Here is a 12,646-nt window from a genome sequence, read left to right on the forward strand (position 1 = left end):
GTCAGGATGGCTCATTACCGGCTCCCGGCCTTGTCTGCCGGCTTGGCCGAGGCCGTCGCCGTCTTCGCCTTTGGATCAGCGATCACCTGCACGGCGGTTCCGTCGCGCAGCGCGACCTTGCCCGCGGTGACCACCTGGTCTCCGGCCGCCAGGCCATCACGGATCTCCACCCATGGCCCCTCCGCGTAACCCAGCTTGACCGGAACGCGTGCGACCTTGCCGTCGCGCACACGGAACACCGCCGGCTCACCATCGTCGAGCAGCGCCAGGCGCGGCACGACCAGGGCGTCGGCACGCTGGTCGTAATCGATGCGGATCCGGCCGAACATGCCCGGCTGCAGGGAATGGGCAGTGCCGTCGAAGGCACTGACAACACGGAACGTGCCGCTGCCCGAATCCACCACCGGTGCGATGCGATCAACGATGCCGGTGAAGCTCTGGCCCGGCAGTGCATCCGCCGACAGGGTCACCGGCTGGCCGGCATGCAGCGTTGCCAGCTCGCGTTCGGGAACGTTGAGGGTGGCTTCCAGGCGCGAGTTGTCGACGATGCGGAAGATCGGCGTGTTGATCTGCACGAAGTTGCCGGTCTTGATCGAGCGCGAGGCGATCACGCCGGAGATCGGTGCGACCACCGTGGTGTACGACAGCTCCAGCGTGGCCAGGCGATACTGCGCGCGCACGTTTTCCAGATCGAAGCGCAGCTGGTCGACGTCGGCGGCACTGACCATCTGCTGGCCGACCAGCTTCTGTGCGCGCTGGTAGTTGTTCTCGAGCTTGCGCATCTGTGCCTCGCTCTGGGCAACCGCCAGGCGTGCGCGGTCCGGATCGAGCCGTACCAGCGGCTGCCCCGCGCTGACCCGCTGGCCTTCCTCGACCAGCACCGCCAGCGCCACGCCAGAGGTCTTGGCAACCACCTGCGACTCGGCGCGCGGCTCCAGCGCGGCGGTGCCGGTGTAGCTGGCCGCCACCGCGCGGCGGCTGGCCACCGCGACCTCGACCGGCACGGACTCGACTTTTTTCTCATCCTTGGTTTCGGCGGCCTTGGCCTCGCTGTTGGGGCCCGCGGCGCAACCGCCCAGCATCAGCGTGGTGGAGATCAGCAGGGCGGCGGCGCAGAGTCCGCTGCGGCGGCCATGCAGGAAGATTGGGTGCGACATCGTCAGGTCCCTGGAGGATGCGTGGGCAGGTGTGGTAGCAAAGTAATGCACCACTTCACGGCAACACCATATCCCAAAGGTCATGGTGTCTTCACGCCGCTGGTCGGCCCACCCCCATTTCAGCTAGATGAAACCTGAGGCTATACTCGGGTCGTTCCGTACCCCACGCCGGAACGACCAGACCCGAATCCCCGGAAACGACATCATGCGCCCGCAGCCGCTCGCCGCTTGTCTCGCTCTGGCCGTCCTCCTGCCCCTCGGGGCCGCCGCACAGCCCGCTCCAGCTACCACGACCGCAGCACCCGCCCCAGCCCCGGCACCCGCCGCTGCTGCCGCCGCCGCACCTGCCGGCAATTACGACAATGGCCGGGTGCTGGCCTACACCTGCCAGGGGTGCCATGGCATCACCGGTTACAAGAACGCCTACCCTAGTTACCGGGTACCGAAGATCGGTGGCCAGACCCAGCAGTACCTGACCCAGGCCCTGACCGAGTACCGCCAGGGCAAGCGCCGGCATCCGACGATGCAGGCCCAGTCGATGAGTTTCAGCGAACAGGAGATCGCCGATCTCTCTGTTTACCTGTCCACCGTCAAGTAAGGCCCGCCCATGTCGAAAGCCGCGCATCCACTGCGTCATGCCATCGCCCTGTCCGTCGCCCTGCTGCTGGCGGCCTGCTCGCAGTCACAGGTGGAGAACAGCGAGAAATCCGCCGCCGATCCGGGCCACGCCAGCGGCGAGCACGGCTCTTCATCGTCGGCAGGCCTGCCCACCGGCCGTGAGGCTGCCGGCGAAGCCCGGGCCAAGGTGAAGGGCAAGGCCACCAACCAGAGCTGCATCGATTGCCATGGTGCCGACGGCAACGCCCCGATCGATTCGACCTACCCGAAACTGGGTGGGCAGTACGGTGATTACCTCGCGCATGCGCTGCAGGCCTACCGTTCCGGCGACCGCCAGCACGCGTTGATGACGCCGCAGGCGACGGACCTGAGCGATCAGGACATCGCCGACCTGGCGGCGTACTTCGGCAGCCGGCCAAGCCAGCTGCGGGATCTGCACGGGGTCAAATAGGATCAGGGCGCCGTGGCGCCCCGCATCCGTAGCGTCGGGCCATGCCCGGCGGAACGCCAGAAGCCCGCGCTGTGCGCTCGCGGGGCATGGCCCCGCGCTACCCTTGCACCGTCAGCGTCGGTCAACGATCAGCCTTCCAGCTCTTCCCAGCGCGCGTACGCGGCGTCCAGTTCGGCCTGCACCTTGGCCAGCTGCTGCGTGTGTGCCGTCACCTCGGCGCTGCTGCGGGTGTAGAACGAGGGATCATTCATCGCTGAGGTGAGGCCTTCGACGTCACCTTCCAGCCTCTCGATCGTCTTCGGCAGCTGCTCCAGTTCGCGCGCTTCCTTGTAGCTGAGCTTGCGCTTGGCCGCGGCAGGTTCCGCGGCAGCCACAGGCGCAGCCGCTGCCGCCGGCCTGGCAGCGGCGGGCACTGCTGCCGCTGCGGTACTGGCCGCGTAGCGCTGCCAGTCGGTATAGCCTCCAACGTACTCGCCGATCACGCCGTCGCCCTCCATCACCAGCGTGGACGTCACCACGTTGTCGATGAAATCACGATCGTGGCTGACCAGCAGCAGCGTGCCGGTGTACTCGCCGAGCAGCTCTTCCAGCAGTTCAAGCGTTTCCACGTCCAGGTCGTTGGTAGGTTCGTCCATCACCAGCAGGTTGGACGGCTGCGCGAACAGCTTGGCCAGCAGCAGGCGGTTGCGCTCCCCACCGGACAGCCGGGTGATCGGCGCGCGCGCGCGCTCGGGCGTGAACATGAAGTCCTGCAGATAGGCATGCACGTGCTTGCGCTTGCCGTTGAACTCGAGGAAATCACGGCCTTCGGCCACGTTCTCGATGGCGCTCCAGTCTTCGCGCAACACGGCACGATACTGGTCGAAATAGGCCACCTGCAGGTTGGTGCCGGCGTTGACCTCGCCCTTCTGCGGCTGCAGTTCACCCAGCAGCAGCTTCAACAGGGTGGTCTTGCCGCTGCCGTTGGGGCCGATCAGGCCGATCCGGTCGCCGCGCAGGATGGTGGTGGTGAAGTCGCGGACCATGGTGCGGTCGCCGAACGCGAACGAAATGTCCTTCACGTCGATGACCTTCTTGCCGGAGCTCACGCCCTGTGCCGCTTCCATCCGGACATTGCCGCTCAGCTCGCGTCGCTGCGACCGTTCGGTGCGCATCGCTTTCAGCCGGCGCACGCGACCTTCATCGCGGGTGCGGCGCGCCTTGATGCCCTGCCGGATCCACACTTCTTCCTGTGCCAGCAGCTTGTCGAAGCGCGCGTTCTCCTGCGCCTGCGCGTTGAGGCGCTCTTCGCGGCGGCGTTCGTAGTTGGCCCAGTCGCCGGGCCAGCTGGTGACCTGGCCGCGATCGATCTCGACGATGCGGGTGGCCAGCGCACGCAGGAAGCGGCGGTCATGGGTGACGAACACCACGCTGCCGCTCCAGCCCTTCAGGAATGCTTCCAGCCAGTCGATGGCTTCGATGTCCAGGTGGTTGGTCGGCTCGTCCAGCAGCAGCAGGTCCGGGCTGGAGACCAGCGCGCGGCCCAACAGGACGCGGCGCTTCATGCCACCGGACAGGCGCGCGAACTCCGCATCGCCATCCAGGTCGAGCTTGGTCAGTGTCTCGGCCACGCGCTGGTCCAGACCCCAGCCATTGGCCGCGTCGATCTTGGCCTGCACCCGGCCGAGTGCATCGCCGTCGAACTCGTCGGCATGGCTGAGGTGGTGGAACTCGGCCAGCCACTGGCCCAGCTCACCCAGGCCATCGGCCACCACGTCGAACACCGAGCCGGCCGCGCCGTGCGGCACTTCCTGTTCCAGGCGGGTCACACGGACGCCCTGCTGGACGCGTACTTCGCCATCATCGGGCTTGTGGTCGCCGGACAGGAGCTTGAGCAGGGTGGATTTGCCGGCGCCGTTGCGGCCGATCAGGGCGATGCGTTCACCCGGCTCGATCGACAGTTCGGCTTTTTCCAGCAACAACGGGCCGCCGACGCTGAAGTCGACGTTCTGCAGAGTAATCAGAGGCATCCGGATATTGTACGGGTTGGGGGCGCCGGCCGGGCTGCTCCCGGAGATCGATCAGCCCACCTCCCCCAGCAACGCCTGCAGACCCGGCAACCATTGCTTGCCGGGGTGGCGCACCAGCCACAGCGTGCGCTGCAGCGCGGGTAGCGGGGTATCCAGCACACGCAGGCGACCCAGTGCCAGCGGCTCCTCCAATGCGTGACGTGACAGGCAGGCCACGCCGAGGCCGGCGATCGCGGCTTGCTTGATCGCCTCGGTATTGCCCAGCTGCAGGGTCTGCGCGAAGCCGCGCAGATGCGGCAGAAGCGCCTGCTCCACGGCCTCGCGGGTGCCGGACCCGGGTTCGCGCAGCAGCCAGCGCGCCGCGCGCAGATCCTCCAGCGACCAGCGCGCCGCCGCGTCGGCGGCGGCAACGATCACCAGCGGATCCTGCTGCCACGCGGTCACCTGCAAACCCCGCTCGTGGCATGGCCCCTCGATCAGGCCGGCATCCACATCCAGCCGCTGGACGGCGGCGACCACGCCGGCGCTGTTGTCGATGCGCAGATCGACTTCCGCCTGCGGCGCCTGCCGCAACAGGTCGGCGATGCGCGCCGGCAGCAGGTAGTTGCCGATGGTGGTGCTGGCCGCCAGCACCAGCCGCAACGGTGCCCCCTGCGCGGGGTCCCCGCCGGCAGCGAGCTGGCGCTCGAGATCAACGGCATTGACCAGCAGCGCGCGGGCCGGTTCCAGCAGCGCGCGGCCATGGCCGTTCAGCACCAGGCGGCGACCGACACGGTCGAACAGGGGCGTGCCGAAATGCGCCTCCAGCTCCTGCAGGGCTGCACTGCTGGCCGACTGCGAGAGCGCGATGGCCTGGCCGGCCGCGGAGGTACTTCCGTGGTCGGCAATGGCGACGAAGACCTGTAGCTGGCGCAGAGTCAGGCGCATGGCATTTACCTATAAAGCAGGTAGATTCTACTTATATTATTCGTTTTACAGGTCATTGGCGCAGGCGGACGCTTTTCATCGTTCCCCACACCGGTCCCGCGATGAGCACCTCCGCCCCCTCCACCTGGTCCCTGCCCGTTCTGCGGCAGCGCTGGCAGCCGCGCCTGCCCGGGCTGCTGCTGGCGGGCCTGCTCGCTGCGGCATCGCTTCATCTGGCGGACCTGCGATGGCTGCAGGCGCATGGCCTGAGCGCGCTGACCGTGGCGATCGTCGCCGGTATCGCGGTCGGCAATACCCTCTACCCGCGGCTGGCGCCGCGCAGCGCGGCAGGCATCGGCTTCGCCAAGCACTGGCTGCTGCGTGCCGGCATTGTGCTGTATGGCCTGCGCCTGACTTTCCAGGACATCGGCCATGTCGGCGTCGCCGGCGTGCTGATGGACGTGCTGGTGGTCGCCAGCACATTTGGCTTGGCCTGTTGGCTGGGCACGCGCGTGTTCAGGATGGAGCGTGAGGCGGCGATGCTGATCGGCGCCGGCAGTGCCATCTGCGGCGCGGCGGCAGTGATGGCGGCCGAGCCGGTGGTGCGTGGTCGTGCAGCACAGGTAACGGTGGCGGTATCGACCGTGGTGGTGTTCGGTACGCTTGCCATGTTCCTGTATCCGGCGCTGTATGCGTTGCTGCAGTCGCACGGCTGGCTGGCGATGGACGCGCGGCAGTACGGCCTGTTCACCGGGGCGACCGTGCACGAAGTGGCGCAGGTGGTAGCTGCCGGCCGTGCCGTGGGTGAGGCGGCTGCCGATACCGCCGTCATCACCAAGATGGTTCGGGTGATGCTGCTCGCGCCGTTCCTGGTCGTGCTGTCGCTCTGGCTGGCACGCGGCAGCAGGGCAACGCCCGAGGGCAGCAAGGCCCGCATCGTTGTGCCGTGGTTCGCGTTCGGTTTCGTCGCCGTGGCCGGCATGAACTCGCTGCAGCTGCTGCCCGCCGGACTTCACGCAGCGCTGGTGCAGCTGGACACGGTGCTGCTGGCGATGGCGATGGCGGCGCTGGGCGTGACCACCCATGTCTCCGCGCTGCGCCAGGCGGGCCTGAAGCCGCTGCTGCTGGCGCTGCTCCTGTTCGCCTGGCTGCTGTTCGGTGGCCTGGCGATCCACCAGGGCGTGCTGGCGATGCTGCACTGAGCGCAGGTCTGCCGATACGGCCGCTGCCCCGGGAGACGGGGACGGCCGCGCGCGCAGGTACAATGCGCCATGACTGACTTCTCGACCCTGCCGCTGAGCCCGGCCCTGCAGCCCGGCCTGGATGCCCTCGGCTACACCACCCTGACCCCTGTGCAGGCCCAGAGCCTGCCCGCCATCCTCGATGGCCGCGACGTGATCGCGCAGGCTCCGACCGGCAGCGGCAAGACCGCTGCGTTCGGCCTGGGGCTGCTGCAGGCGATCGATCCGAGCCTGATCCGCGTACAGGCGCTGGTGCTGTGCCCGACCCGCGAACTGGCCGACCAGGTCGGCAAGCAGATCCGCAAGCTGGCCACCGGCATCCCCAACCTGAAGCTGCTGCTGCTGGTCGGCGGCGTACCGCTGGGACCACAGCTCGCCTCGCTGGAAGGCCACGACCCGCACGTGGTGGTCGGCACCCCTGGCCGCGTGCAGGAGCTGGCACGCAAGCGCGCGCTGAATCTTGGCGCGGTGCGCACGCTGGTGCTGGACGAAGCCGATCGCATGCTCGACATGGGCTTTGAAGAGCCCATCCGCGAAATCGCCGGACGCACCCACAAGGACCGGCAGAGCCTGCTGTTCTCGGCCACCTTCCCCGACAGCATCCGTGCCATTGCCCGTGACCTGCTGCGCGATGCCGTTGAAGTCACCGTGGAAGGCGCTGACCAGGCGCCGGCCATCCGCCACCTGTTCTGCGAGGTCGAGCCGGCCCATCGGCAGAAGGCGCTGGCCGGCCTGCTGCTCAAGTACACGCCCGAATCGGCAGTGGTGTTCTGCAATACCCGCAAGGACGTGGATGAGGTCGCCCATTCGCTGCAGCAGTTCGGCTTCTCGGCGCTGGCCCTGCACGGTGACATGGAGCAGCGTGACCGTGAGGAAGTGCTGCTGCGCCTGGCCAACCGCAGCTGCAACGTGCTGGTCGCCAGCGACGTCGCCGCGCGCGGTCTGGACGTGGAAGAGCTGGCGGCGGTGATCAACTACGAGCTGCCGACCGATGTCGAAAGCTACCAGCACCGCGTTGGACGTACCGGCCGTGCCGGCGCCAGCGGCCTGGCCATCAGCCTGGTCGCGGGCCGCGAAAAGACCCGCGCCGAAGCGATCGAAGCACAGATGGGGCACGCGCTGGACTGGCAGAAAACGCCGCTGGCGACGTCACGCCCCGCCGAGTTGCCGCAGGCAGCGATGCGCACCCTGCGCATCGACGGTGGCAAGACAGACAAGCTGCGCCCGGGCGACATCCTCGGCGCCTTGACCGGCGACGCCGGCCTGTCGGGCAAGTTCATCGGCAAGATCGCGATCTTCCCGACCCGCTCCTACGTGGCGATCGCGCGCGAGCAGGCCAGCAAGGCCGTGGCGAAACTGGAGGCCGGCAAGATCAAGGGCCGCCGCTTCCGCGTACGGATGATGTAAGGCCCAGCGACAGGTAGCGCCGGGCCATGCCCGGCGGCAGTTCCAGATCCGGTAGCGCCGGGCCATGCCCGGCGGCAGTTCCAGATCCGGTAGCGCCGGGCCATGCCCGGCGACAGTCTCAGAACACCAGCTCGGTGTGCAGCGGCAGGTCCGCCTGCCAACGGGCGCGGCCACCCAGGCCATCCAGCTCGACCAGGACGCCAGCACCGACCACGTCCACGCCCAGCCGGCGCACCAGCGACAATGCGGCCACCAGCGTGCCGCCGGTCGCCAGCACGTCATCGATGATCGCCACGCGCGCGCCGGCCGCCAGCGCATCAGCATGCACTTCGATGCAGTCGCTGCGGTACTCCAGTGTGTATTCCTCGCGCAGCACCTGGCCGGGCAGCTTGCCCGGCTTGCGCACCGGCACGAAGCCGACGCCCAGTTCCAGTGCCATCGCGGCGCCCAGGATGAAACCACGCGATTCGATACCCACCACCGCGTCCAGCTTCTGGTCGCGCCAGCGGTCGGCCATCGCGCGGATGGCATCACGGAAGTCCTCGCCGTGCGCGAGCAGCGGCATGATGTCCTTGAACAGGATGCCGGGCTTGGGGAAATCGGCGATGTCGCGCAGGCGCGAGGCCCACGCGGGGACGGCCACGGTGGCGTCGGTCATTGCAGCTACCAGCTTGTATGGCGGCATAGGGTAACCGGTTCGTCCGTACGCTGCCCGTTCCCGGCATCTTCGCGCCGCTGCGTTCCATCAATGGCGCCACAGCATCACGCAAAAATCGCACACGCGTGCGATAATCGCCGTGATCGGTCATTCACCCGCCTTGCGTCATAAGCAGATCGACGCCTGCACGCCGTCACGGCCCGCAGCCGCCCTGGATGCCGTCGGCCCCCGCCACGCCTGGCGCGTGCGGGGCTTCCCCGCCTTCGCGCGGGTTCCTGCAATGAGGTTCATGCAACGTGGACGAGACGACGAAGGTTCCGGCCGTGTGCCGTGTGCTGGTGATCCTGCTCGGCATCCTGGTGACGCTGTTCGGCCTGGCTCTGCTGGTCGGCGGCGTACGCCTGGTGCAGTTGGGGGGCAGCTGGTACTTCCTGCTGATGGGTGTGGCGTCTGCCGTGGCCGGCGTGCTGCTGGTGATGCGCAGGCCGAACGGTGCGCTGCTGTACGGCCTGGCGTTCGTGGCTACGCTGCTGTGGGCGCTGGTGGATGCCGGCTGGAATTTCTGGCCGCTGGTTTCGCGCCTGGTGATGCCCGCCGTGCTCGCCCTGCTGGTCGCCTTGGCCTGGCCGGTGCTGCGCCGCAGCCGCGGCCAGGTGGCCGGTCGCGGCGCCTATGGCGTGGCTGCAGTGCTGCTGGTGGGTCTGCTGGGTACTGCATTCGCAGCGTTCCAGCCGCGTCCCGTGCAGGCGGCGCAGGGCACCACACCCCCCGTAGTGCCCGTGGCCAAGGGCGCTGAGCAGCGCGACTGGATGCACTGGGGCAATACCACCGCCGGTACCCGCTTTGCCGCACTGGACCAGATCACCCCGGCCAATGTGAAAGAGCTGCAGGTGGCCTGGACCGCGCGCACCGGCGATGTACCGGAAAGCAACGGCTTCGGCGCCGAAGACCAGAACACCCCGCTGCAGATCGGCGACACCCTGTACCTGTGCACCCCGCACAACCAGGTGATCGCCGTTGATGCCGATTCGGGCAAGCAGCGCTGGGCCTTCGATCCCAAGGCCACCGCACCGAACTGGCAGCGTTGCCGGGGCCTGGGCTATTTCGATGCGACTACCGCACCGGCCGCCGCGACGACGGCTGCACCGGCACCAGTGCCAGCCACTGACGTGGCGAGCACCGGCCCGGCGCTGTGCGGGAAGCGCATCCTGATGACCTCCATCGACGCCCGCCTGTTCGCGCTGGATGCGAACACCGGTGCCCTTTGCCCGGACTTTGGCAGCAATGGGGTGGTCGACCTGAAGGTCGGCATGGGCGAGATCAAGCCCGGTTTCTACACCCTCACCGCCGCGCCGCTGGTGGCGGGCGAGCTGATCGTGGTCGGCGGCCGGGTGGCCGACAACATCGAAGTGGGTGAACCGTCCGGCGTGGTGCGTGCGTACAACGTGCGCACCGGTGCGCTGGTCTGGATCTGGGATCTTTCAAAGGAGACCCCGGACGTGCCGCTGGATCCGTCGATCCACTACACCCGTGCGACGCCGAATGTGTGGACGTCGATGGCCTACGACCCGCAACTGGGCCTGGTCTACCTGCCCACCGGCAACACCACGCCGGATCAGTGGGCCGGCGAACGCACGCCGCAGGACGACAAGTACAGCTCTGCCGTGGTCGCGCTCGACGTCGCCACCGGCAAGGAACGCTGGGTGTACCAGACCGTACACCACGATCTGTGGGACTACGATCTGCCCGCGCAGCCGACCCTGATCGATGTACCCGACGGCAAGGGCGGCACATTGCCGGCGCTGCTGCAGGTCACCAAGGCCGGGCAGATCTTCATGCTCAACCGGCAGACCGGCGTGCCGATCAGCGAAGTGCGCGACATTCCGGCGCCGCAGGGCAACGCCGAGGGCGAGCGCTACGCCGCCACCCAGCCGCTGTCGGTGGGCCTGCCGCAGATCGGCGCGGAAACGCTGACCGAGTCGGACATGTGGGGAGCCACCCCGATCGACCAGATGCTGTGCCGCATCCAGTTCAAGCAGTTCCGCTACGACGGCATGTACACGCCGCCGGGCGAAGACCTGGCGCTGCAATGGCCGGGTTCGCTGGGCGGCATGAACTGGGGCAGCGCCTCGGTCGACCCGACCACGGGCTATCTGTTCGTCAATGACATGCGCCTGGGCCTGTGGACCAAGCTGATTCCGCGCGCGCAGATGAGCAGCGGCGACGGCGGCGTGGAAATGGGCGCGGCCTCGCAGACCGGCACGCCCTATGGTTCGCTGCGCGACCGCTTCCTGTCCAAGCTTGGCATTCCCTGCCAGAAGCCCCCGTTCGGCACTATGTCGGCGATCAACCTGGCGACCCGCAAACTGGTCTGGCAGGTACCGGTGGGCACGGTGAAGGACACCGGTCCGATGGGCATCAAGATGGGCCTGTCGATCCCGATCGGCATGCCGACCCTGGGCGGTTCGCTGGCCACCCAGTCAGGCCTGCTGTTCTTCGCGGGCACGCAGGATTACTACCTGCGTGCCTACGACAGCCGTACCGGCGATGAGCTGTGGAAAGCACGCATGCCGGTGGGTAGCCAGGGCACGCCGATGACCTATGTCTCGCCAAAGACCGGCCGTCAGTACGTGGTGATCTCCGCCGGTGGCGCCCGCCAGTCGCCGGACCGCGGCGATTACGTGATTGCCTACGCGCTGCCCGAGCGCAGGTGAACCCTGCCCCGCAGCGTCGCCTGCCGGGCGGCGCTACCCGGGTACCGGTTGCTGGTGCGAGCGCTTACCATGCAAGGTCGAACCCGATGAAAGCTGCTGCCATGCCTGCCGCCGATCCTCCCAGCCGTCGCCCCAAGCGCGCACCTGCTCCGCCGCAGGACCGTGGCCTGGCCCATGAGCTGATGCAGCAGATCCAGGACAACCAGGGCGACCCGGACTTCATGACATCGCTCGGTCGCGGTCTGGCCGTGCTGAGCGTGTTCTCGCAGCACCCGCGCGAAGTGACCATGTCACAGATCAGCACCGATACCGGCATCTCGCGTGCCGCGGTGCGGCGCGTGCTGTATACGCTGGAAAAGCTGGGCTATGTCGGCGAACAGGGCCGTGGCTACGTGCTGCTGCCGCGCGTGCTGGGCATGGGCGGTGCCTATGTGGCGTCGTCGTCGATGACCGCCGCAGCGCAGCCGGTGCTCGACGCCCTGCGCGACGACGTGCATGAATCCTGCTCGCTGGGCGTGCTGGACGGCGACGACATCCTGTACGTGGCACGTGCGGAAACCGTGCGCATCATGTCGATTGGACTGCGCGCGGGCAGCCGTCTGCCTGCCTACTGCACATCGATGGGCCGCGTGTTGCTCGCGGCGTTGCCGCGCGACACGCTGGAAGGCTATCTGGAACGCAATCCGCTGCGGCCGCGCACCGAGCGCACCATCACCCGCATGGATGATTTCCTGGACACGCTGGAGAAGGTGCGCCGCGAAGGTGTGTCCCTGGTCGACCAGGAACTGGAGATCGGCCTGCGCTCGATCGCAGTGCCTGTGCGTTCGCGCAGCGGTGACGTGGTTGGTGCGTTGAACATCGGCACCCAGGCGGGCCGTATCGGTCTGGGCGTGATGCAGACCCAGCTGCTGCCGCGCCTGCGCGAAGCGGCGCAGCGATTGGGCACGTTGTTGAATTGAGGCACGCCGCCGGGCATGGCCCGGCGTCATCGTCGGCCGCTGCGCTCGCCCGGGCGGGGGCCGGGGGGCCCCCCCCCCCCCCCCCCCCCCGGGGGCCCGGCCCCCCCGCCCCACGCCCGGCGGAACCGGCATCAGCCCTCGGCGGCCTGCTCTTCCAGAATCGGCTTAGCCAGCGCGAAGGCGTGGTTGGCCGCAGGCACGCCACAGTAGATCGCAGCCTGCAGCAGCACTTCCTTGATCTGCTCCGGCGTGACGCCGTTGTTGCGGGCGGCACGGATGTGAAGCTTGAACTCCTCGTCGTGGCCCAGCGCCACCATCATCACGATGGTCAGCAGCGAGCGCGTATGCCGCGGCAGCCCCTCACGCGTCCACACCGTGCCCCACGCTGTGCGGGTGATGAAGTCCTGGAATTCGGTGGTGAAATCGTTGCGCGCCTGCAGCGAGCGTTCAACGTGTGCCTCGCCCAGCACCTGGCGGCGCACCGCAAGGCCGGCTTCGTAGCGTTCCTGTTCGTCCATCGTGGTCT

The 12,646-nt window shown here is 68.1% G+C and carries 11 protein-coding genes; 6 read left to right on the top strand and 5 right to left on the bottom strand.

Going from position 1 to position 12,646, the window contains the following annotated elements; all coding sequences use genetic code 11:
• Positions 1–14: 14 nt before the first annotated feature.
• Positions 15–1,157 (bottom strand): efflux RND transporter periplasmic adaptor subunit, encoded by a 1,143-nt coding sequence (locus ACVOME_RS13160; RefSeq protein WP_481505168.1) that lies wholly within the window; start codon positions 1,155–1,157, stop codon positions 15–17.
• A gap of 205 nt (positions 1,158–1,362) precedes the next feature.
• Between ACVOME_RS13160 and ACVOME_RS13165 the strand changes: the two genes are divergently transcribed.
• Both ACVOME_RS13165 and ACVOME_RS13170 read left to right on the top strand, forming a co-directional pair.
• Positions 1,363–1,755 (top strand): c-type cytochrome, encoded by a 393-nt coding sequence (locus ACVOME_RS13165; protein ID WP_053517750.1) that lies wholly within the window; start codon positions 1,363–1,365, stop codon positions 1,753–1,755.
• 9 nt (positions 1,756–1,764) lie between these two features.
• Positions 1,765–2,226: a c-type cytochrome gene (locus tag ACVOME_RS13170; protein ID WP_481505169.1), complete on the top strand. Its 462-nt coding sequence runs from the start codon at positions 1,765–1,767 to the stop codon at positions 2,224–2,226.
• Between the two features lie 128 nt (positions 2,227–2,354).
• On the opposite strand, the gene ACVOME_RS13175 is transcribed toward ACVOME_RS13170, so the two are convergent.
• Entirely contained in the window at positions 2,355–4,235 is a 1,881-nt protein-coding gene (locus ACVOME_RS13175) for an ATP-binding cassette domain-containing protein (protein WP_262218411.1), read from the bottom strand.
• Positions 4,236–4,286: 51 nt separating this feature from the next.
• Positions 4,287–5,162, bottom strand: coding sequence for a LysR family transcriptional regulator (locus ACVOME_RS13180; RefSeq protein ID WP_065181327.1), 876 nt, complete (start codon positions 5,160–5,162; stop codon positions 4,287–4,289).
• Positions 5,163–5,263: 101 nt separating this feature from the next.
• Here ACVOME_RS13180 and ACVOME_RS13185 point away from each other — a divergent pair, with 101 nt between their 5' ends.
• On the top strand, positions 5,264–6,343 hold the full coding sequence (locus tag ACVOME_RS13185; RefSeq protein WP_481505170.1) for a YeiH family protein: 1,080 nt from the start codon (positions 5,264–5,266) through the stop codon (positions 6,341–6,343).
• 69 nt (positions 6,344–6,412) lie between these two features.
• Entirely contained in the window at positions 6,413–7,789 is a 1,377-nt protein-coding gene (gene dbpA, locus ACVOME_RS13190; RefSeq protein ID WP_481505171.1) for an ATP-dependent RNA helicase DbpA, read from the top strand.
• A 118-nt stretch (positions 7,790–7,907) separates the two neighbouring features.
• Here the strand turns inward: dbpA and ACVOME_RS13195 are convergent, their stop codons facing one another.
• Positions 7,908–8,447: an adenine phosphoribosyltransferase gene (locus ACVOME_RS13195; protein ID WP_053517758.1), complete on the bottom strand. Its 540-nt coding sequence runs from the start codon at positions 8,445–8,447 to the stop codon at positions 7,908–7,910.
• Between the two features lie 296 nt (positions 8,448–8,743).
• Here ACVOME_RS13195 and ACVOME_RS13200 point away from each other — a divergent pair, with 296 nt between their 5' ends.
• On the top strand, positions 8,744–11,161 hold the full coding sequence (locus tag ACVOME_RS13200) for a membrane-bound PQQ-dependent dehydrogenase, glucose/quinate/shikimate family (protein WP_459040443.1): 2,418 nt from the start codon (positions 8,744–8,746) through the stop codon (positions 11,159–11,161).
• 101 nt (positions 11,162–11,262) lie between these two features.
• On the top strand, positions 11,263–12,120 hold the full coding sequence (locus ACVOME_RS13205) for an IclR family transcriptional regulator domain-containing protein (protein ID WP_193396349.1): 858 nt from the start codon (positions 11,263–11,265) through the stop codon (positions 12,118–12,120).
• A gap of 131 nt (positions 12,121–12,251) precedes the next feature.
• Here the strand turns inward: ACVOME_RS13205 and pcaC are convergent, their stop codons facing one another.
• Positions 12,252–12,638: a 4-carboxymuconolactone decarboxylase gene (gene pcaC, locus ACVOME_RS13210; RefSeq protein ID WP_481505172.1), complete on the bottom strand. Its 387-nt coding sequence runs from the start codon at positions 12,636–12,638 to the stop codon at positions 12,252–12,254.
• Positions 12,639–12,646: the final 8 nt, after the last annotated feature.

The sequence above is a fragment of the Stenotrophomonas sp. STEN008 genome, assembly GCF_056760435.1.